This window comes from Saccharothrix sp. NRRL B-16314 (assembly GCF_000716595.1).
Taxonomy (GTDB): Bacteria; Actinomycetota; Actinomycetes; order Mycobacteriales; family Pseudonocardiaceae; genus Actinosynnema.
In genome coordinates, this window is the sequence record NZ_JNXC01000023.1 from 109111 (window position 1) to 129746 (window position 20636).

19 protein-coding genes are annotated in these 20636 nt (G+C 69.9%); 4 read left to right on the top strand and 15 right to left on the bottom strand.

The genetic code is table 11. The features are described from left to right. Positions 1–832: 832 nt before the first annotated feature. From OQ02_RS44175 to OQ02_RS28250, 4 genes are read right to left on the bottom strand one after another with little or no spacing between them, the layout of a single operon-like run. A complete protein-coding gene (locus tag OQ02_RS44175) occupies positions 833–991 on the bottom strand; it encodes a DUF6760 family protein (RefSeq protein ID WP_106618461.1) in 159 nt (52 codons plus the stop codon). Further along, complete coding sequence (locus tag OQ02_RS28240; protein ID WP_033441627.1) at positions 988–1452, bottom strand: hypothetical protein; 465 nt, start codon at positions 1450–1452, stop codon at positions 988–990. The genes OQ02_RS44175 and OQ02_RS28240 overlap by 4 nt, the downstream gene beginning before the upstream one ends. Before the next feature lie 4 nt (positions 1453–1456). Next, positions 1457–1900, bottom strand: coding sequence for a phage tail protein (locus tag OQ02_RS28245; RefSeq protein WP_033441628.1), 444 nt, complete (start codon positions 1898–1900; stop codon positions 1457–1459). 57 nt (positions 1901–1957) lie between these two features. Further along, positions 1958–3496, bottom strand: coding sequence for a phage tail sheath family protein (locus OQ02_RS28250; protein WP_033441629.1), 1539 nt, complete (start codon positions 3494–3496; stop codon positions 1958–1960). 213 nt (positions 3497–3709) lie between these two features. On the opposite strand from OQ02_RS28250, the gene OQ02_RS28255 reads away from it, so the two are divergent. Beyond that, positions 3710–7045: a phage tail protein gene (locus OQ02_RS28255; protein WP_231500262.1), complete on the top strand. Its 3336-nt coding sequence runs from the start codon at positions 3710–3712 to the stop codon at positions 7043–7045. After that, a complete protein-coding gene (locus OQ02_RS28260) occupies positions 7035–7424 on the top strand; it encodes a hypothetical protein (protein WP_033441630.1) in 390 nt (129 codons plus the stop codon). Before OQ02_RS28255 ends, OQ02_RS28260 begins: the two co-directional genes overlap by 11 nt. A 33-nt stretch (positions 7425–7457) precedes the next feature. Here the strand turns inward: OQ02_RS28260 and OQ02_RS28265 are convergent, their stop codons facing one another. The 11 genes from OQ02_RS28265 to OQ02_RS28310 form a co-directional block, all read right to left on the bottom strand. Next, positions 7458–8177, bottom strand: a complete 720-nt coding sequence (locus tag OQ02_RS28265; RefSeq protein WP_033441631.1) for an eCIS core domain-containing protein — start codon at positions 8175–8177, stop codon at positions 7458–7460. Between the two features lie 99 nt (positions 8178–8276). Continuing rightward, the gene (locus tag OQ02_RS28270) at positions 8277–10271 is read right to left on the bottom strand and encodes an ATP-binding protein (RefSeq protein ID WP_033441632.1); all 1995 of its coding nucleotides are present in this window, start codon (positions 10269–10271) and stop codon (positions 8277–8279) included. Beyond that, the gene (locus OQ02_RS28275; protein ID WP_033441633.1) at positions 10268–10876 is read right to left on the bottom strand and encodes a DUF4255 domain-containing protein; all 609 of its coding nucleotides are present in this window, start codon (positions 10874–10876) and stop codon (positions 10268–10270) included. Before OQ02_RS28275 ends, OQ02_RS28270 begins: the two co-directional genes overlap by 4 nt. A gap of 164 nt (positions 10877–11040) precedes the next feature. Continuing rightward, a complete protein-coding gene (locus OQ02_RS44180) occupies positions 11041–11409 on the bottom strand; it encodes a hypothetical protein (RefSeq protein WP_156077353.1) in 369 nt (122 codons plus the stop codon). A gap of 191 nt (positions 11410–11600) precedes the next feature. After that, a complete protein-coding gene (locus OQ02_RS28280) occupies positions 11601–12401 on the bottom strand; it encodes a hypothetical protein (RefSeq protein ID WP_033441634.1) in 801 nt (266 codons plus the stop codon). 124 nt (positions 12402–12525) lie between these two features. Then, positions 12526–13818, bottom strand: a complete 1293-nt coding sequence (locus OQ02_RS28285) for an ABC transporter substrate-binding protein (RefSeq protein WP_033441635.1) — start codon at positions 13816–13818, stop codon at positions 12526–12528. Between the two features lie 13 nt (positions 13819–13831). Next, positions 13832–14932 (bottom strand): branched-chain amino acid ABC transporter permease, encoded by a 1101-nt coding sequence (locus OQ02_RS28290; protein ID WP_033441636.1) that lies wholly within the window; start codon positions 14930–14932, stop codon positions 13832–13834. Then, positions 14929–15816 carry a branched-chain amino acid ABC transporter permease gene (locus OQ02_RS28295; protein ID WP_033441637.1) on the bottom strand — a complete coding sequence of 296 codons (888 nt, stop codon included), beginning with the start codon at positions 15814–15816 and terminating at the stop codon, positions 14929–14931. Before OQ02_RS28295 ends, OQ02_RS28290 begins: the two co-directional genes overlap by 4 nt. Next, a complete protein-coding gene (locus tag OQ02_RS28300) occupies positions 15813–17678 on the bottom strand; it encodes an AMP-dependent synthetase/ligase (RefSeq protein ID WP_033441638.1) in 1866 nt (621 codons plus the stop codon). The genes OQ02_RS28295 and OQ02_RS28300 overlap by 4 nt, the downstream gene beginning before the upstream one ends. Next, positions 17675–18487 (bottom strand): ABC transporter ATP-binding protein, encoded by an 813-nt coding sequence (locus tag OQ02_RS28305; RefSeq protein ID WP_033441639.1) that lies wholly within the window; start codon positions 18485–18487, stop codon positions 17675–17677. Before OQ02_RS28305 ends, OQ02_RS28300 begins: the two co-directional genes overlap by 4 nt. Further along, the gene (locus OQ02_RS28310; RefSeq protein ID WP_033441640.1) at positions 18484–19269 is read right to left on the bottom strand and encodes an ABC transporter ATP-binding protein; all 786 of its coding nucleotides are present in this window, start codon (positions 19267–19269) and stop codon (positions 18484–18486) included. Before OQ02_RS28310 ends, OQ02_RS28305 begins: the two co-directional genes overlap by 4 nt. 213 nt (positions 19270–19482) lie before the next feature. On the opposite strand from OQ02_RS28310, the gene OQ02_RS28315 reads away from it, so the two are divergent. Then, positions 19483–19845 (top strand): ATP-binding protein, encoded by a 363-nt coding sequence (locus OQ02_RS28315; RefSeq protein ID WP_033441641.1) that lies wholly within the window; start codon positions 19483–19485, stop codon positions 19843–19845. A gap of 13 nt (positions 19846–19858) precedes the next feature. Further along, positions 19859–20608, top strand: coding sequence for a SigB/SigF/SigG family RNA polymerase sigma factor (locus OQ02_RS28320; RefSeq protein ID WP_033441642.1), 750 nt, complete (start codon positions 19859–19861; stop codon positions 20606–20608). Positions 20609–20636: the final 28 nt, after the last annotated feature.

Here is a 20636-nt window from a genome sequence, read left to right on the forward strand (position 1 = left end):
CCGCTTCCCGCTCCGACCCGACTACCGATCTCGAAGCCGCTCCCAGTTCTGGTCCGTCCACCGACCTCTGCACCGCCTCCAACTCCGGTCCACTCACCGACCTCTGCACCGCCTCCAGCCCCGGCCCGACCACCGACCGCTGCGCGGTTATCGGCTTCTGCGCGGTTATCGGCTTCAGTGCGGCTGTCGGCGTCGGCCCTGTCGGCGCTGTCGACGGCTCCGGGTCCGCATGACGGCTTGGAGCTGCTTCGGGGGTCGGCGCGTCGGCGAGGCTTCTCGCGACTTCGAGGGCTGGCTCGGTTGCACGCGCGGAACTCGCTTGGTGCGGTGGCGTGCCTTCTGGCCCTGGCACGGCTTCGGCTTCAGGTTCGGCTTCAGGTTCAGGTTCAGGTTCAGGGCCGAGGGTTTGCGCATCCGGCTCGCTGCCGTCCTCGAACCGCTGCACCGGTTCCACCACATCACGTTGTGCCACAACGCTCTCAGCCGAGCCCCCAGCGGCCGACCCCCAGATCCGTGACCAGAACCCCTCGCGCGGCTTGCGCGCAGGCGGGCGGGCGACGACCGGCAGGTCCGGAACACCCGACGGCTCCACCCGCTGCACAACGCCGTCGATCACCCCGGACGGTTCGTCCACCCCCACCCGGTGCGCCAACGGCGCCAGGTAAGCCGGTGACCGCCACGACACAAGATTCCCCGAGAAGCGCTCCACCGGGTTCACCAACGGGTGCGCCGCCACCACCCGCTGGATCGGCGGCAACCCACGCCACTCCGCGCGCCGCACCGGCAACGCCGGCGGCGCGGGTCGAGCGCGTCGCCACGGCCACATGGCCCCTCACCGTCCCTGGCTGATCCGCGTGTTGATCCGGGCGATCTCGGCCACGTACCGCAGCCGGTCCGGGTGCTCCAGGTCGAGGATCGAGTCCCAGGACCAGTGGAAGTGGTACGCCACGTACGCGACCTCCTCGTGCAGCCGGTCGGCCGCGTACGTCACGATTCCCCCAGGCGCCCACCCGCGACGTCCACGCTGAACCCGTGCCCGCACTCGGGACAGGCCACCGCCGCGCGGGTGTGCCCCTCGCTGTTCACCCGCCGGTACATGTCCTGGAGGAAAGCCAGGTCCGACGCGAACAGGTTCTCCACGACTCCGGCGTGCACGTCGGTCACCGTGCCGATCCGCACGACCACCCTCGCCAGCAGCACCACGGTCAGGTACGCCGCGTTCTCCCGCACCCGGTCGTCGCGCAGCGGCACGAGTTCGTCCCGCGCGGTGGCCAGGCGCATCACGCCGGACCGGTGCACCACGCCGCTGTCGTCGACGTACCCGCGCGGCAGCTCGAAGGCGAACTCCGTCCGCATCCGCTCGACCGAAGCAGCCGAAGCAGCCGAAGCAGCCGGAACAGTCGAAGCAGTGGTCGAAACGTCCGGAGCGATCGCCGCCATCATCCTGCGCATGACGTCACTCGACTTCCATCATCTCGTACGTGACCACGAGCTTCTCCGTGAGCACGCTGGTGTCGCCGGCCTTCAAAGACCCGATCTCCAACGACTTCGGCCACGCGTTGGTCAGCTTGTACCGCTTGATCGGCTGACCCTCGTAGTCGTAGACGATGATCGCCCCGCCCTTGCGGGCGCTCGCCATCTTGCCGAAGTGCGCGTCCTTCACCCACTTCTCGAAGCTGTTGTCGCCGGTCAGGCCACGGGTGAGGGTGACCTCGCCCGCCTTCGGCCTGCCGGGCAACTTCTTGATGACGTACTTGCCGTCCGGGGTGTTCTGCTTGAGCTCGATGACGTCCTGCTCCATCTTCAGCCCGGACACCTCGGAGATCTGCTTGATCGCGACGCCGTCGACTTCCAGGCCGAACGAGTGGCCGACCGAGGTGTCGAGGTCGGGAAGAGCCATGACCAACCGCCTTAACTAGAACGACAACATCGAGGAGAGGACGGGACGGGACGACGACTACTCGTTGACGAGGCTGGTGCCGCCGGAGATCTGCGCCAGCCGGAACACCACGAACTCGGCGGGCTTGACCGGCGCGATGCCGACCTCGCAGATGACCTGACCGAGGTCGATGGTCTCGGCGTAGTTGGTCTCCCGGTCGCACTTCACGTAGAACGCCTCGTCCGGCGTCAGCCCGAACAGCGCGCCCTTGCGCCACTCCGTGACCAGGAAGGAGCTGATGGTGCGGCGGATCCTGGCCCACAGCGCGTCGTCGTTCGGCTCGAACACGACCCACTGGGTGCCGTTGAGGATCGACTCCTCCAGGTAGTTGAACAGCCGCCGCACGTTCAGGTAGCGCCACGCCGGGTCGGACGACAGCGTCCGCGCGCCCCACACCCGGATGCCACGGCCGGGGAACGACCGCACGCAGTTGACGCCGATCGGGTTCAGCAGCTCCTGCTCGGCCTTCGTCAGCTGGGTCTCCAACGCCACCGCGCCGCGCACGACCTCGTTCGCGGGCGCCTTGTGCACACCGCGCGAGGCGTCCGTTCTGGCCCACACGCCGGCCATGTGGCCGCTGGGCGGGACGAACAGGTGGTCGTCGCTCGCCGGGTCGAAGATCTTGATCCACGGGTAGTAGAGCGCCGCGTACTTCGAGTCGTACCCGGCGCCGTTCAGCCGCCAGTCCCTGACCTGCTGCGGGTTCAACGCGGGCGGCGGGTCGAGCACGGCGATCCGGTTGCCCATCAGCTCGCAGTGGGCGATCATCGCCAGCTGCACGGCCTTCACCGACTCCAGCGAGATCGCGCCGCGCTGGTAGCTGCTCATCAGGTCGGGCACCGAGACCATGGTGATCTCCTCGACCGCCTCCAGGCCGCCGAAGCCGGTGCGGTCGGAGACGTCGCCGACGTAGTCGTCGGCCGCGACCTCGCGCGGCACGGCAGGCGGCGCCCCGGCGTCCTTCAACGTGACGCTGCCCTTGTCGGGCTTGGCCACCGCGTTGGGCGCGGTCTCCTCGATGGTGATCAGCTTCGACTTCTCCCGCACGACGGTGACGACGTGCTCCTTGGTGCGCTTGGTGGTCACCTGGTGCGTCTCGACCACCTTGCCGTCCAGCTTGACCAGCAGCGCGAACCGGTCGTCCGGCGGGTTCTCGCCGGCCGGGTCGGCCACCTCGACGGTGATCTCGCCCTCGATCTCGCCCGCGGCCTGCTCCCGCGCGGTGACCTTGTAGCCGCCCAGCACGGCGTGCGCGCCGGCGCTCACGGGCACGTGGCCGTTGCCCTTGGCCCGTTCACCGCCGATGCGCACGACGTAGCAGTTCGTGCCGCCGTTGAGGAAGTACCCGTAAACCGACTGGGCCAGGTAGCAGTCGGGCACGAAGTCGCCGAAGACCTGCGTGTACTGCGCCCAGTTGGAGACCAGCGTCGGCGTGTTGTACGGGCCTCGGGCGGCGAAGCCGACGAAGGCGGCGACGGCGGTGCCCACGCCCTCGATGGGCCGCGCACCTGCCTCCACCTCCTCGACGTACACCCCCGGCGAGAGATAGGTGGGCATCCGTTGCCTCCCAAGTCGTGCTGACGGTTCGGATCCGGCTGGTTCTCGGAGCGAGTGCGGTCGATGCTGCTGCGGTTCGGCGGCGGGCGAAACGACCGCGAGGCTGTGCCGGGGTACGCCGATAGCTGCCCAAAGGTGCAGCTGCCCGTTCGGGCGGCCGGGACCGCCCTTCCGGTCGTTGCCGCCGGACCCGGCGCGCCCGACAGTGGGTGGATGGCGTTGGCACGGGACGACGGCCCGGCTCCGCGCGTGCAACGGCCCCACGCCCGCACGCGCAGACCGCCCGCGCCGCCGCTGCTCGCCTTGCAGTCGTTGGCGGGCAACGCCGCCGTCTCCGGCTTGGTCGCCCAACGCGCCGCCGCGCCGACGACGATCACCCCGGCGCAGGACCCGAAGTTCCGGGCGCTCCGGCACGACATCACGGCGAAGGCCAAGACCGCGAAGGCGCACCCGCCGGCGTCCGCCGAGGTGAAGAAGGCGCAGGACGCCGCCGTGGCGCCCCCGGACGACAAGGATGCCCAGGCCAAGGCCGCCCAGGTGGACAAGATGGCCGAGGCGAAGCCGGCCGGGTTCGACAAGGCGGCGTTCATCGCGGCGGTCAACGCGGCCATCGCCAAGCAGGCGCCCAAGAACCTGGACGAGGCCGACAAGTTCGCCACGTCGGGCAAGGCCGACCAGCTCAAGTCCGACGTGATGGGCCAGGTGACGGCGGGCAAGGAGCAGTCGGCCAAGGACGTCGCCGACCGCACCAAGGAGTCCCCGGACCCGAGCCGCGCCGTGGAGAAGCCGGTCAAGCCGATGGCCGACGCGCCGCCACCCGCCGCCATCGCGCCGCCGGACGCGCGGAAGGCCGTGCCGGACAAGGCTCCCGCCGAGCAGACCGACCTGAGCGCGGACAAGCACGAGACGAACGCCAAAATGGCGGAGGCGGGCGTCACCGAGGAGCAGCTGGCCCAGTCCAACGAGCCGGACTTCACCGGAGCCGTCGCCGCGAAGAAGCAGGGCGAGGAGCACAGCGACACCGCGCCCGCGGCCGTGCGGGCGTCCGAGGCGCAGACGCTGGCCTCCGCCACCGGTGACGCGAGGGCCACCGGCCAGGCCGCCGTCGCAGGCCTGACCGGCGCGAAGGGCAACCAGGCGCAGAAGTCCGCCGCGGCGAAGAACGCGACGAAGTCGAAGGACGAGCAGGACCGGATCAGGATCACCGGCGAGCTGAAGGCGATCTTCGACGAGACGAAGACCAAGGTCGAGGCCGTGCTGGGCGGCCTGGACGACGAGGTGGCCAAGCGGTTCGAGTCCGGCGAGGCGAAGGCGAAGGCCGCGTTCACCGCCGACCACCAGGCGCGGATGGCCAAGTACAAGGACGAGCGGTACAGCGGCGTGAGAGGCGCCGCGGCGTGGACCTACGACCTGTTCGCCGGGTTGCCGGCCGAGGCGAACGACCTGTTCGCGCTGTCGAAGAAGGTCTACGAGGCGCAGATGCAGGTGGTCATCGGCGAGGTCGCCGACCACATCGGCGCGCGGCTCGCGGAGGCGAAGCGGCTGATCGCCGAAGGGCGCGAGCGGGTCAAGGCGAAGATCGCCGACCAGCCGCCCGCGCTGCGCAAGATCGCCGGTGACGCGGCCAAGGACTTCGAGGGCCAGTTCGAGGACCTGGAGAAGTCGGTCGACGAGAAGCAGCAGGGCCTCGTGGACGACCTGGCGCAGAAGTACGTCGAGGCGCGCAACGCGGTGGACGACGAGATCAAGAAGCTCCAGGAGGAGAACAAGGGGCTGTGGGACAAGGCGAAGGAGGCCGTCGGGGGCGCGATCGAGACGATCGGGAAGCTGAAGGACATGCTGCTCGGCGTCCTGGCGCGGGCCGCGGGCGCGGTCGAGCTGATCATCAAGGACCCCATCGGCTTCCTGGGCAACCTGGTCGACGCGGTGAAGACGGGCGTGGTGAACTTCGGCTCGCGCATCGCCGAGCACCTCAAGCAGGGCCTCAAGGCGTGGCTGCTGGGCAACCTGGCGAACGCCGGTGTCGAGATCCCCGAGACGTTCGACGTCAAGGGCATCCTGCGGATGGTGATGTCCATCCTCGGCCTGACGTGGGCGAACGTGCGGGCGCGCATCGTCCGGTTCATCCCCGAGCCGGTGATGGCGAGGCTGGAGCAGACGCTCGACGTCGTGAAGATCATGGTGGCGGAGGGCCTGCCGGGGCTGTGGAAGTGGGTGGTGGAGAAGCTCGGCGACCTCAAAGAGCTGGTCATGGGCCAGATCAAGGAGTTCGTCGTCGAGAAGATCGTCAAGGCGGGCATCACCTGGATCATCTCGATGCTCAACCCGGCGGCGGCGTTCATCAAGGCGTGCAAGGCGATCTACGACGTGGTCATGTTCTTCGTGGACAAGGCGGCGCAGATCAAGGAGTTCGTCGACTCCGTGCTCGACTCGGTCGAGTCGATCGCCCGCGGCGGCGTCGGCGCGGTGGCCGGGCTGATCGAGAACACCCTGGCCAAGGCGCTGCCGATGGTGCTGGGCTTCCTGGCGAGCCTGCTCGGCCTCGGCGGCATCTCGGAGAAGATCAAGGCGATCCTGGAGAAGGTCCAGGCGCCGGTGGGCCGGGTCGTGGACACGGTCGTCGGCACGGTCGTCAAGGCCGGCAAGAAGCTGCTCGGCAAGCTCAAGGGCAAGACCAGGAAAGAGGACGGAGCCGACGCCGGGACCGCGGACTCGGACCGCAGTGCGAAGGTGCGCGCCGCGGTCAAGTCCGACCTGGCCGGCCGGCTGCGCAACGGGATGAAGGCAGCAGAGATCCCTCCGGTGATCCGCGCCATCCACACCGCGCGCAAACCCGAGGGTCTCAAGACGCTTGAGGTGGTGCCCCACCCGCACAAGCCGGGCACGTTCGACGTCTTGGTGGCGGCCAGCGCCAAGACCCCGGAACACGAGGTCACCATCGCGGAGCCGGAGGAGAGCTTCACCACCGCCGACATGCGGCTGCACAAGTCGGCGTCGACCGCGGCGAGCGGCACGATCAGCTGGGCGGGCGGCAGCCGATCGCTGGGACGGCAGACGAGCATCGGCGGCGAGCACGCCGAGCAGCGCCTGCTGAGCCCGTTCCGACTGGCCGCGACGTTCGGCAGGCTCCTGCCCGACGCCAAGGCGGAGGCGGAAGCCGGTCGGCCGCCCCGAGCCACGATCACCGTCAAGGTGACCCGGTCGCCATGCCCCGAGTGCGCCGGTGTGATCGCGGGGCTCGCGCCGGCGGCGAAGGCCGCCGGTTGGGACCTGACCACGTCCGTGCGGGCGTTGAGCTTGTACTCGCCCCGCGATCCCGGCACGCCCGAAGCCCCCAAAGAGACAGGGGACAAGGTAGGCATCAAAGGGCTGGAGATCCTCCGCAAAGCCGGTGTGGACCTCGGTGTGGTCGAGCTGACCGATGCGACCATGAGAGAACTGAACCTGCCACCCGAGCAGAAGCGGCAGGTCGCTGCCAAGATCGCCAAGTTGAACCGGATACTCGCAGCACTGCTCAAGGAAGCGGAGGTCAAGGCCGGTGGCCCCTGACGAACAGCAATGGCACGCCGAGGACACACGGGTCCGGGAGGCGCTGCTCGCCGCCGGTTGGCGGTCGACCACGCACGGCGACGCGTTCGGCATCGCCGATCTGGAACACGACAACGGCTCGATGGCGGTGCACGTCAGCCACGAGATCCTCAAGTCGGAGCTGCTCGTGACGATGTCGGCCGAGGCAGGCAAGTCGTCCGTGCTGGTGGACATGCACGGCAGGCCGGACGCGCTGCTCGCGACGCTCACCGCGTGGCAACCGCGGCTTGACGAGGGCAACTTCCGTGACTTCGTCGAGGACGTCGTGGCCGAGTACCCCGACACTTACGAGTTGACCGAGCACACCAGGAAACGCATCCGATCGAAGGACACGAGGTAACACCGCCTCGTCGGAGCGCGTCCCCCGTCGGGGCTACTCGACCTCTTCGTCCTCTTCCCGCTGCACGGAGGCCGGCTCGACGTAGGTCTGCGCCATCTTCTCCTCCTCGCCCTCTTCGGCGGGCGGGGCTTCTTCGCGCTGGATCACGGAGTCGGTGACGCGCTGCACGGCGGGAGCGGGGGCGGGAGCCGTGGACATGACGTGGTCGGCGTTGGCGCTCGCCTCCCGTTCGAAGCGGTCCGACGGGTCGCTCACCTTGACGCCGCCGCCGGTGTCCGTGCCGTCCACGGGGCCGCTGCGCTGCTGCACGACGTGCGTCAGCTCGTGCGCCAGCACGTGCTTGCCCGCATCGGACGCCGGGTCGTACTTGTCGCGCTGGAACACGATGTTCGAGCCGACGGTGTACGCCTGCGCGTTGAGCGACTTCGCCGACTCGTGCGCCGCGCCGTCGGTGTGCACGCGCACGTCGCCGAAGTCCTGGCCGAAGCGGCCCTCCATGTCCTCGCGCACACCGGCGTCCAACGGCGAACCGCCGGAGTTCACCACGTCGTGCACGGACGACTCCTCGACCAGCGTGCTCGCGCCCGCGTTGCCGACCGCCCGTTGCAGGTCGAGCATCCCGGCGGCGCCCAGCACGTCCGGTCGCCCGGCGGCTGCCGCGCGTCCCAGCAGGTCGTGATCCTCGCGCTCGACGCGGTCGCCTCTCGGCCGGAACGCGCCCTCACCGTCGTGCTCGTGCTCGTGCCCACGCATGGCCGCCTCCTGGTACCTCGGAGTCCGCTTCCATCCTGAACCCGGCCCCACCGGCCGTGCCATGACCGCGAGGGCGGTGGTCGCTGCCCGAAAGGGCACTCACCGGGCCGCGCCGTCCGCCGCGAGGCCGAGGTAGCGCCCGAACTCCCGCTCCCCCACCAACCGCCCCAGCTTCCGGTACTCCCGCGCCACCGCGCCCACCACTTCGGCCATCCCCACCGGCCCGCCGGACTCGGCCGCCAGGTAGGCGGCGGTCACGGCGGCCGACCTGATGTGCCCACCGGCCAGTTCGAACGCGCCGGCCAGGAAGTCCAGGTCCACCTCGGTGCGCGGCGCGGTCTCGCCGAGGCACCGGTCCCACAGCAGGCGGCGCAGCGGCTCGTCCGGCAGCGGGAAGTCGACCACCACGTCCAGCCTGCGGGTGAACGCGTCGTCCAGGTTCGCCCGCAGGTTCGTGGCCAGCACGGCGATCCCGTCGAAGGTCTCCATGCGCTGCAACAGGTACGCGCTCTCGATGTTTGCGTACCGGTCGTGCGCGTCCCGCACCTCGGACCGCTTGCCGAAGATCGCGTCGGCCTCGTCGAACAGCAGCACCCCGTTCACGCCCGACGCCTCGGTGAAGATGCGCTCCAGGTTCTTCTCGGTCTCGCCGACGTACTTGTCCACCACGGTCGCCAGGTTCACCGTGTACAGGTCGAGTCCCAGCGACGAGGCGATGACCTCGGCGGACATCGTCTTGCCCGTGCCGGAATCGCCTGCGAACAACCCGGTGACACCGCGTCCGCGCCCACCGCCCGGACGCATCCGCCACTCGTCGATCACCTGGTCGCGGTGCCGGGCGCGGGCCGCCAACTCGTGCAGCAGGCCCACCACGCCGGTCGGCAGCACCAGGTCGTCCCAGCCGACGGCGGGCTCGATGCGCCGGGCCAGGCGTTGCAGGCCGGCCGCGTTCTGGCTGCGCGCCCCCGCGCGCAGGTGTTCCGTGGTGACGACGCCGCCGTCGACCAGCGCGGACACCGACGCGGCGCGGGCGGCGCGGGTGATCTGGCCGGGGCCGAGCACGAAGTGCGCGGTGGCGGCGGCCGGGTCGACGCCGGGCGCGAGCCTGCCGTCCAGCTTCGAGCGCCACAGGTCGGCGCGGTCGGCGACGGGCAGCGGTGACGCGTCGTGCAGCAGCGGCGGGTCCGGGCTCCACCTCGGGTCCCACACGTTCGGGCCGAACACCACCAGCGGGATCGCGGGATGGGTCAACGCGGCCAGCGGAGGTTCCTCCTCGACCGGCCCGAGCACCACCCCCGCGCCACGCAGCACCGCCTCCCGCAGCACGGCCACCGCCGACACGTCCGGTTGGGCGCGCAGGCGGGCCGCGTCGACCTCCAGCACGGCGAACCCGGCGTGCCGCAACGCGGCGGCAGCGACCTCACGGGCACCCCCACCGGGACGTTCGCGCAGGTAGGCGAGCCGAACGTGGGCCCGGAGCGCGCGCACGAGGTTCCCGACATCGGCCGCCGTGACCTCGTCCACGACCACGGCGACACCGGCGAGCGCCGCGTCCGACAGGTCGTCGCCGAGCAGGTGGTTGACGACCCGGTCCGGCACCCGCAGCGACCGGGACAGGAACGGTCGCTCGCCGTCGTCCACCACGAGCAGGCCGGCCGAGCGCAGCGGTGACGACGGGTCGAGCCGCGCACGTCCCGCCGCGGACGCCTCGGGCAGCCCGCACAGCCGCAACGCCAGGCCGGCGGTCGCACGGCGGCGTGTCACGTCGTCGTTCAGGTAGCCGTAGAACTGCTCGAACCGGCTGTCCACGTCCGGCGCGAGCGCCACCAGCAGCAGTTCGACGTCCAGCCCGGACAGCCGGGCCGTCTCGGCGAGCCGACCGAGCCGACCGGACGCCGCCGACGCCTGGAACGGCACGTACGGCTCGCGCCGGGACTCCAGCAGGGCGTCGATCGCCTCGTCGGACAGGTAGAGGCCGCGGAACGGGTCGTCCGGGTTGTGGTCCGAGCCGCGCCGCACGGCCACCGCCGCCCTGATCCGCCGCTCCAGCGCGGCGAGCCGGGCGAACAGGTGGGGCAGGCTGCCGGTGTTCACGGTCGCCTGCGGCTCATGGCCACGCGGTGGGAGACCGAGTCGTCGCCCATGGCCAGCCGCATGCCCTCGTCCACCGGCGGACCGGCCGCGAACACCCGGCCGGAGTCGATCGGCGCGGACACCACCACGTCCAGCGACGGTTTCAGCTCACCGCCCAGCGCGGTCCAGACGTCCGCGAACGCCCGGTCCTCCGGCGGTGGCAGGGCGACCGTCATCGGCACCGGCAGGCCCAGCTCGACCAGCGACCCGGTCAGCAGCCCGGCCGGCACGGCCTCGTGCCGCAGGAAGCCGAGCAGCAGCTCCGACAGCAGCCGGTGCTCGTCCTCCGACCGCTGGGTCCAGGCCGTGACCAGGTAGGACAGCTTGATGTGCCGGGGCGGGAGGCGGCGGGCGGTGACCTGGCCGTTGTCGTACTCGTTCAGCAGGCCGCGCTGCCGGCGGCGGAGGTCTTCGCGGATGTCGTAGAGGTAGACGTTGACGGTGGGCGCGTTGCGCCGGGCCGCCCAGTCCTTGGTGGGCGCCTCGAACGCGACCTCGACGTCCGTGCGGCGCAACGCGTCGTCCCGGACCAACCGCCTCAACGCCTCGTCAACCTCGTGGATCACCCACCCACGATGACCCCGCCCCACGCCCGCGACCAGCGGCTCTTCGGCGAACCTTGGGGCAGCACCGGTTGCCCCTGTGGGCAGGCCCGCCACCTCGCACTTGTCACCTGGCCGAAACCGCGGTTCGCGCTGCCGCGCGGGGCGATCGAGTCGACGTTTTCCGACTAGGCCGGATTAGGCGGGTACGACTGCGCACGCATCGCTTGAGAAGCCTGCGCGAAGTCGTAGCCACAACCTCGACACACCGTCATTCCACGCTTGACTGAACGTCCACAAGCCGGACAGTCACGAGTCTTGCGCCTCGTGATGAGCCACAGGACTCCGAGTATGACGTCTGCCGCCACCCAGAGGAAAATGATCACAAGGACACTGAGGCCGGTACCGACATCACTGGCCGCCTGACATGTTCCCTGGTCAAGGCTGTCGCATTGCGCATCTGGGCGCCCGGACACGCCGCCGATGATCCAGACCAGGAACAACGCGTTGATCGCCAGGATGATCCACGTGAAGACACGGAAGCGAGGAAATCGCATGACAGCTCCTTTCGGAGCAGTAGCGCACTTGCAGATTCGTCTGAACGGAGTATGAACCCCCCATTCAGGCGAGTAAAGGGCGTCGCACAAGTTTTCCGCATCACCGCCCGCGTGACGATCTCGGACAATTCGTCGGCGAACCTTTGGGCAGCACCGGTTGCCACTGTGGGCAGCGGTGACCACGCGGTCCGTCACTGCTCGGCGCGGTGCCCCTCGCCGGTGGCGTCGTTCCAGTCGACGGTCAGGATTTCGCTGGTGGCGACGACCTGACCGCCTTTGCTCATGTCCACCGCGGTCAGGCGGAAGTCGAATTGCCCCTGGGAGGTGGGCAGGACCTTCGGCGAGTCGCTCCCCACGTACTCCTCGCCGATCAGCCGGTCCGAGGCGTACCCCTGGCCGTGCTCCACGTACTTGTCGAGGTCGTCCCGTTCCTGGAACGGGTTGGCGTACGGGCCGCTCCGGTGGCCGTACCGCGTCCCGGGCACGGCGGGCTCGGTGTCGGTGGCGGGGGTGTCGGGGAAGCGGTCCTCGTGCCACTCGCCCGCTGCGGCGGTACCGAAGTGCGGCGGCGGGCCGCCGGCGGTTTCCTCGTACTTCTTGTCCCACCGGATGTCCTGCCGCACCTCCAGGGGGTGAGGTGAGGTGCCTGCGGGCGCGGGGTCGAACTTCGCCGTGAAGTCGAACTCGGCGTTCTTGTGGTTGCCCACCTTCTCGCCGGGGAGCACTCCGGACTGCACGTAGGACGGCTCTTCGACGACGCCGACCGTGCGCTGGACGGTCGGCCCGGCTCCCCTGACCAGCGCGGTGGCGGCGCCGTTGCCCGCCGTGCGCTGCAACGCCAGGGCGAGGGAGCGGACGACACCGGGCGGTGCGGGGTGCGGCTGCCGCGAGACGGGCGCCGTCGCCGGGTCGATGTCGGGTTCGACTCGTCCGCGACCGGTCCGGCGGGTCTTCGCGGTCGAGGTGGCGTCCGGTTCCCGGGCGAGCGACACGGTGTCCTCCGGTTCTCGGGTGTGACGAGTTCCCGGCCACCCGCACCAGGGCGACCCGGGCGCTCCCACGATAGGACGACGAAACCCCGGCCGGAAGAACGGCCGGGGCGCCGACGTCACGTGATCAGGTGTAACACGGCTTCTCGAACTTGAAGTCCTTCGCCGTCGGACCGGTGAAGAAGTCCTCCACCAGGCCCAGCCCGGTCTGCCCCGCCTCGTCCGGCTTGTAGATCAGCGTCTGCCGGAACGTGCTGTCGTTCGGGTTGCCGGCGAAGTTGCCCGCGCCCTCGGGCAGCATGCCCTCGTAGTCCACCGACTTCAGCTGCCGCACCGCGTTCAGCACGCCGGCCCGGGTCAGGTCCTTGTTCTCGGCCGCCTTCTCCAGCGCCGCCTTCAACGGGTACGCCCACACCCAACCGGACGTGTAGCCGTCGTTCGGGGTGACCGACGGCAGCGCCTCGCGCAGCGCCTTGTGCCCCGGCGAGTCCGTCGTCCACGTCTTCCACGGCGCAGACTGCATGTACAGCGCCTTGATCGCGGGCGCCGCCGGGCTCTGCATCAGGCCCTGGTTCCACGTCGGCGACGTGCCGATGAACTTGCCCTTGAACCCGCGCGCCGCGGTCTGGCCGATGATCACCGCCGCGTCCGTCGGCCCGGTCGTCAGGATCACCACGTCCGGCTTGTTGGCCAGCACCGCGTCGATCGCGCCGCCCTGGTTGTCCTGCCCGGTCTGGGTGACGGCGTTCGTGTACGGCACCCCGCGCTTCTCCGCCGCGATCTTCGCGCCCGCCGCGGCGTCGTCGCCGTAGTCGCCGGGCAGGTGCACGGCCATCACGCTCTTCGCGCCGAGCTTGTCCACCGCGTAGTCCACCGAGTTCATCGACTCGACGCAGTAGTTCGCGCCGGACTCCAGGATGACCTCCTCCACGCCCCACAGCGACGTCCACGACGCGGGCACGCTGACCATCTGCGTGTTCTCCAGGTCGGGCAGGATCGCGGCGGTCGTGGGCGAGCCGAGGGTCTGGGTCAGGGCCAGCACCTTGCCCTTGATCTCCTGGTACACCTGGTTGTGGATCTGCGGGTTGTACTTGTTGTCCTTCACGTACGACGTGGCGTCCACGTCGTAGCCGCCGATGCCGCCCTGGTCGTTGACGCGCTTCCAGAACGCCTTCTGCGCGTCGGTGATCGGCACCGCCAACGCCTTGAACGGCCCTTCGGTCAGGTCCGAGATCGAGCCGAGGTAGATGCAGCCCCGGTCACTGTGGCCGGTGTCCGGGCACGGTTCACTGGTCACGCCGAAATCGACCTTGATACCGCCCTTGCCCTCCTGCGGGGCCGCGCCGTCGCCGCCGCGACACGCGACGGAGGCCAGTGCCACCACGGAGAGCACCGCGAGCACCACTCTGTGACTTGCCATCCCATCCACCCTTTCAGTACGAGAAAGGCCAAGTGCGCCAGTAGTTGCGCACGCGCACCCAGATTCCGAACAGGCCCCGCGGCTCCACGATCAGGAACACCACGAGCAGCAGTCCGTAGAGGACCGCCTCGACCTGGAACACCGAGATCCCGCCGGTGGCGTCGGCGCTGATGAACGGCAACACCGTCGGGAGTTCCCGGGTGATGCGCGGCAGCAGCGTGATGAACAGCGCGCCCATGACGGCGCCGGAGATCGTGCCCGCACCGCCGATGAGCACCATGGCGATGTACTGCACCGACAGCAGCAGGCCGAACGAGCCGGGGTCGAAGAACCCGTTGACCACGAACAGCAACGAGCCCGCCACACCGGCGTAGAACGACGACACGGCGAACGCCAGCGCCTTGTACCGGGTCAGGTCGACCCCGATCACGGCCGCCGCCAGGTCCCGGTCCCGCACCGCCGCGAACGCCCGCCCGATCCGCGACCGCACCAGGTTCCGCGCCAGCACGCCGAAGATCACCAGCAGCACGAACATCAGCAGGTACAGCTGCTGCGGCCCGGTGAAGAAGGCCGACGCCCGGTCCAGCCGAACGCCGAACAGCTCCGGCACCGCCGCCGGCCGGCCCACACCGGGGCCACCGGTCAGCGACGTCCACTCCCGGAACACGTGCTCGCCGAGGAACACCAGCCCCAGCGTCACGATCGCCAGGTACAGCCCGCGCAGCCGGGCCGCGATCGGGGCCACGACCAGCCCCGCGAGCCCGGCGACCAGCCCGGACGCCAGCAGCCACACCGGCAGCTCCGTCACGCCGAACCCGAGCACCCGACCGTCCGGGTCGCCCGACAGCGCGGCGCCCGTGTACGCGCCGATGGCCAGGAAGAACGCGTGGCCCAACGACACCTGACCGGCGTACCCGGTCACGATGTTCAGCCCGATCGCGCCGATCGCCGCCACGAAACCGGTGGCCAGCAGCATCAGCAGGTCGTCGGTGACGGCGAACGGCAGGAGCAGCGCGAACACCACCAGCGCACCCGTCCACGCCCGCTTCGGCCGCGTGTTGAGGAACGCCGTGTCCTGCGCGTAAGAGGTGTACAGCCCGGGACGGCCCTTCACACTCGTTCCACCTCCTTGCTGCCGAACAGCCCGTAGGGCCGGACGAGCAGCACGACCAGCATCAGCACGTACGGCGCGACGAGCGCGAAGTTCGGCCCGAGCCACGGCGCGACGTCACCCTGGTAGGTGCCGACGAGCGATTCCACGACCCCGACCGCGAGCCCGCCGACGACCGCGCCGCCGAGCGAGTCCAGCCCGCCGAGGATGATCGCCGGCAACGCCTTCAGCGCGATCACCCACAGCTGCTGGTCGACACCGGCGCCGGTGGCCACGAACACGCCGGCCAGCGCCGCCAGCCCGCCCGCGATGGCCCACGACAGGGCGAACACGGAACCGACCGAGATGCCCTGCGCCAGCGCGACCTCCTGGTCGTAGGCCACCGCGCGCATGGCCAGCCCGATCCGGGAGAAGCGGAAGAACGCGAACAGCACGGCGACCACGACCGCCGTCGTCGCGAACATCACCAGGTACCGCTGCTGCACGTCGACGCCGAGCAGCGTCACCGTTGACAGGCCCCACGGGTCGCCCACCTGGCGGACGTCCAGCCCGATGAACGAGTTGGTCACCACCCGCACCACCACGTCCACACCGATGGTGATGATCGCGACCACGAACACCGGCTTGCCGATCATCGGTCGCAGCACGGTCCGCTCGACGCCCAGCGCCAGCACCGCGATCAGCACCGCGGCGACCGGCACGGCCGCGAAGAACCCGATGTCCGCGGCGAGGTAGCTGACCAGCACCGCGCCCGCCAGCATGAACGCCGGCTGGGCGAAGCTGATCACCCTGGTGGACTTGTAGATGATGACGAAACCCAGCGCCAGCAGCGCGTAGATCGACCCGGAGCCCAGGCCGCGGAGCATCGACTGCACGAACTCGCTCATCCGCGACCCCCGAGGTACATGTCGTCGACGAGGTCGCCGAACACCTTGGCCAGCGCCGACCGCTTCACCTTCTGCGTCGCGGTCAGCTCGCCGTCCTCGTGGTCGAGCTCCTTGGGCAGCATGCGGAACTTCTTCACCTGCTCCACGGAGGCGAACTTCTCGTTGACCTTCGTGACGATGTCCTGCACCAACTCCCGCACCTCGTCCTTCTCCGCCAGGTCGCGGTAGGTGGTGTAGGCGATCCGGCGCTGCCTGGCCCAGTGGCCGACGGTGTCCTGCTCGATGCCGATCAGCGCGACCAGGTACGGCCGCTGGTCGCCCACCACGATGGCTTCCTTGATGTACGGCGAGGTCTTCAGCGCGTTCTCGACCTCCGACGGCGCCACGTTCTTGCCGCCCGCGGTGATGATGATGTCCTTCATCCGGTCGGTGATCCGGACGTGCGTGCCGTCCACCCACACGCCGACGTCACCCGTGCGCAGCCACCCGTCCGGGGTCATCGCCCGCCGGGTCGCGTCGTCGTCGCGCCAGTAGCCCGCGAAGACGCCGGGGTGCCGGGTCTGGATCTCGCCGTCGTCGGCGATCCGCAGCTCCACGCCGCGTTGGGGCTCGCCGACCGTGCCGACCTTCACCCGGCCGGGCCGGTTGCCGGTGGCGATGGCGCTGTTCTCGGTCATCCCGTACACCTCGTGCATCGGCACGCCGATGCCCATGAAGAACCGCAGCACCTCCGGCGCGATGGGCGCGGCGCCCGACGACGCGTACCGGATGTGCCGCATCCCGATCCGCGCCTTCAGCGCGCGGTAGCAGAACAGCCAGCCCACGCCGTACTTCAGCCGGGTGCCGACCGTGTGCCTGCCGCCGTTGCGGACCAGTCGTTCACCGAGCCCGTCGGCCACCCGCAGCCACCACCGGGTCATCAGCCGCTTGAACGGGGTCGCGCTGGACGCGCTGATCGTGATGCCCGCCAGCACCTTCTCCCAGATCCGGGGCACCCCGAACAGGATCGTCGGCTGCACCTCGCGCAGGTTCGCCTGCACGGTCTCGATGGATTCGGCGAAGTGCACCTGGACACCGGCCGACGCGCTGAACCACGTGGTGAAGATGCGCTCGGCCACGTGGCACAGCGGCAGGTACGAGAGGGTGACGTCCTTCGGCGACGGCGGTGGGTCGGTGAACCCGCCGCCGTCGACCAGCGACTCGATGGCGAACTCGACGTTCGCCACGGTGAGCATCGCGCCCTTGGGCGGCCCGGTGGTGCCGGACGTGTAGATCAACGTCATCACGTCGTCCGGCTCGGCCGCCCGCATCCGCCGGTCCACCGCGCCCGGGTCGGCGTCCCGGTGCTGCGCGCCGAGCGCCAGGAAGTCGTCCCAGGCCAGCAGTTTCGGGTTGTCGTAGCGGTGCCGGATGCCGCGCGGCTCCAGGTAGACGATGCGCTCCAGGTCGGGCAGGGCGTCCAGCACGGCGAGCGCCTTGTCCACCTGCTCCTGGTCCTCGGCGATGAGCACGCGGGCGCCGGAGTGCGACAGCAGGTAGGCCACCTCGCTCGCCGGGTTCGTCGGGTACAGGCCCACGGTGATCGCGCGGACGGCCACCGCGCCGATGTCGGAGTAGAGCCACTCCCGGCGGTTCTCCGAGTGGATCGCGACCCGGTCCCCCGCCTCGACGCCGAGCGCCAGCAGGGCGTGCCCGACCAGCTCCGACTGGTCCCAGTACCGCGACCAGGTGACCTCGCGCCAGATGCCGAAGTCCTTGGCCCGCAACGCCACCGCGTCCGGCGCCGATCCCGCCCGGTCACGCACGCGGGTGACGATGGTGGTCCGGGCGGTGGCGGTCGGGCTGGCGGTGGGGCTGGTCATGCGCCACCTCCCACGGTCTGGTGCGCCTCGCCCAGGTAGGCGCGCACCACGTTCGGGTCCTGCTGCACCTCGGTGGGCGTGCCGGTCCGGATGGGCTTGCCGAAGTCCAGCACCATCACCCGGTCCGCGAGGTCCATCACCAGGCCCATGTCGTGCTCGACCATGACCATCGCGATGCCGAGCTCGTCCCGGACGTCCAGCACGAACCGCGCCATGTCCTCGGTCTCCTCGACGTTCATGCCCGCGACCGGCTCGTCCAGCAGGAGCACCTTCGGCTCCATCGCGAGCGCGCGCCCGAGCTCGACGCGCTTCTGCACGCCGTACGGCAGCAGGCCGACGGGGTGGCCGCGCCACTGCTCCAGTTCGAGGAAGTCGACGACCTCCTCCACGGCCGCCCGGTTCGCCAGCTCTTCGCGCCGGGCCCGGCCCACCCACGCGAACGCGGCGAGCGCCCCGTACCGCATGTGGTTGTGCCGGCCCAGCATCAGGTTCTCCACCACGGAAAGGTGCCCGAACAGCTCGATGTTCTGGAACGTCCGGGCGACGCCCATGGCGGCGATCTTGTGCGGGCGCCTGCCCACGATCTCGGCGCCGAGGAACCGGACCGAGCCCTTCTGCGGCCGGTAGACGCCGGACAGCACGTTGAAGATCGACGTCTTGCCCGCGCCGTTGGGACCGATGATCGCGAACAACTCGCCCGCGGCCACGTGGAACGACACGCCGTCGACGGCCGTGACGCCGTCGAACGCCAGCGTCACGTCGTCCATCTCCAGGACGTTCGCCCGAGCGCCCTCGTCGGGAAGGCTCACGACAACCACCGCTTCCGCCGCTTGTAGTGCTTCACGTCGCGGAACGACTGCGTGGCGCCCTCGCCGCGCAGGCCCAGGTAGAACTCGCGCACGTCCTCGTCGGCCAGCAGCGCGGCGGCCTGCTTGTCCATCACGACCTTGCCGTTCTCCAGCACGTAGCCGTGGTCGGCGATGGACAGCGCCATGGTCGCGTTCTGCTCGACCAGCAGCACGGTCGTGCCCGCCGCGTTGATCTTCACGATGAGGTCGCGGATCTGCTGCACCATGAGCGGCGCGAGGCCGAGGCTGGGCTCGTCCAGCAGCAGGTAGCGCGGCTCGGACATGAGCGCCCGGCCGATGGACAGCATCTGCTGCTCGCCGCCGGACAGGTAGCCCGCGCTCTGCCTTCGCCGCTCCTTCAGCCTGGGGAACAATTCGTACATGCGTTCGAGGTTCTGCTTGATGCCGCGCGGCCTGCTGTGCCCGCCGACGCGCAGGTTCTCCTCGACCGTGAGCTCGCCGAGGATGCGCCTGCCCTCCAGCGCCTGCTTCACGCCGAGCGACGCGATGCGGGTCGGGGAGGAGCGGTGGACAGGTTCTCCGTCGAGCGTGATCCGACCTCGGGTGATCTTGCCGTCGTGCACGTCGAGCAGGCCGGACAACGCCCTGAGCAGGGTCGTCTTACCTGCTCCGTTGGCGCCGAGAAGTGCGACGATGCGCCCTTCGGGCACCTTCAGGCTCACACCGCGCAGCACCAGCATCACGTCGTCGTAGACCACCTCAAGGTTGTTCGCCTCAAGCACCAGGCGCCTCCGTGGGGGTGTCGGGGTGGCGATCAGTATGACTCCGATCACATGGTTACCTACCGCTGTTCGCAAACCGTGATGAACCAGCTCACGGCATGTTCGGCTTTCACGATTCTGTTGCTCAGTCCTGTGTGGACGGGTGTAGCGGGGGGTGGCCGTGGGTATGCCCTCGGCGACGTCAACCGGGGTTGTGAGGAGCGTTCGCCACACATGGACGGCTCGGAACTTGAGCTCAGGGTGGCGGCGAGACCGGCCTACCTCTCGACCGTCCGCGCGGTCGCGGGTGCGCTCGCCCGGTCCACGCCTGAGCTGGCCATCGACCTGGTCATCGCGGTCGACGAGGCATGCACGGCGCTCATCGCGCGGTCGCTGGCGCCCTCGTCCGAACTGCGGTGCCAGTTCGCTCGTGAAGGTGATTCCGTGCGCTTCCGGGCGGAGGTCAGGTCCGCCGCCGTGACCGTGCCCGACCATGACTCGTTGTACTGGAGGGTGGTCAGTTCCGTGACCGACGCGGTGGCCACCTGGGTCGACGGCGAAGGCCGGTTGCGGGTAGAGCTGAGGTGTCGGGCATGAGCGGGTGTCCCGGATGAACGCGGTGGACTACCAGCCGCTGTTCCACGAGCTGGCGGAGGCCGACCGGGACGGCGAGCGCTACCAGCGGCTGCGCGACCGGCTGGTGACCGAGCACCTGCCGATGGCCAGGCACATCGCCGACCGGTTCGCCGAGCGCGGCGAGTCGGTCGAGGACCTGCGGCAGGTGGCGGCGGTCGGGCTGATCAACGCGGTCGACCGGTTCGACGTGTCGCGGGGGATCGACTTCCTGGCGTTCGCGGTGCCCACCATCACCGGCGAGGTGCGGCGGTACCTGCGTGACCAGGGGTGGGCCGTGCGCGTGCCGCGGCGGTTGAAGGAGCTGTGCGTCGCCATCGACCTGGCGCGGGTGGAGCTGTCCCGGCACACCGGGCGGACGCCGACGCCCAGCGAGGTCGCGCGGCACCTCGGGATCGCGGTGGACGAGGTGTACGAAGGGCTGCACGCGACGTCGGCGTACCACCTGCTGTCGTTGGACGAGCAGTCCACCAGCGACGAGTTGACCTACGCCGACTCCCTGATCTGCGACGATCCGGCCCTGGAAGTGGTCGAGCTGCACCACGCGCTGGATCCGATGCTGCGCGGGCTGCCCAAGAGGGAGCGGAAGATCGTGGTGCTGCGGTTCTTCCGGAACATGACGCAGAGCCAGATCGCGGACTCGGTCGGCGTGTCGCAGATGCACGTTTCACGGCTTTTGAGCCGATCTCTGGCCCGATTGCGGTCTCTGCTCGATGATGAGCAGTGATAGCGCTCAGTGACCGAACCGCACACTG

Coding starts and splice junctions, on each gene's coding strand:
- OQ02_RS28240 (WP_033441627.1), bottom strand. CDS start 1,452: ATGCGCAGGATGATGGCGGCGATCGCTCCGGACGTTTCGACCACTGCT.
- OQ02_RS28245 (WP_033441628.1), bottom strand. CDS start 1,900: ATGGCTCTTCCCGACCTCGACACCTCGGTCGGCCACTCGTTCGGCCTG.
- OQ02_RS28250 (WP_033441629.1), bottom strand. CDS start 3,496: ATGCCCACCTATCTCTCGCCGGGGGTGTACGTCGAGGAGGTGGAGGCA.
- OQ02_RS28255 (WP_231500262.1), top strand. CDS start 3,710: ATGGCGTTGGCACGGGACGACGGCCCGGCTCCGCGCGTGCAACGGCCC.
- OQ02_RS28265 (WP_033441631.1), bottom strand. CDS start 8,177: ATGCGTGGGCACGAGCACGAGCACGACGGTGAGGGCGCGTTCCGGCCG.
- OQ02_RS44180 (WP_156077353.1), bottom strand. CDS start 11,409: ATGCGATTTCCTCGCTTCCGTGTCTTCACGTGGATCATCCTGGCGATC.
- OQ02_RS28285 (WP_033441635.1), bottom strand. CDS start 13,818: ATGGCAAGTCACAGAGTGGTGCTCGCGGTGCTCTCCGTGGTGGCACTG.
- OQ02_RS28295 (WP_033441637.1), bottom strand. CDS start 15,816: ATGAGCGAGTTCGTGCAGTCGATGCTCCGCGGCCTGGGCTCCGGGTCG.
- OQ02_RS28300 (WP_033441638.1), bottom strand. CDS start 17,678: ATGACCAGCCCCACCGCCAGCCCGACCGCCACCGCCCGGACCACCATC.
- OQ02_RS28315 (WP_033441641.1), top strand. CDS start 19,483: ATGGACGGCTCGGAACTTGAGCTCAGGGTGGCGGCGAGACCGGCCTAC.
- OQ02_RS28320 (WP_033441642.1), top strand. CDS start 19,859: ATGAACGCGGTGGACTACCAGCCGCTGTTCCACGAGCTGGCGGAGGCC.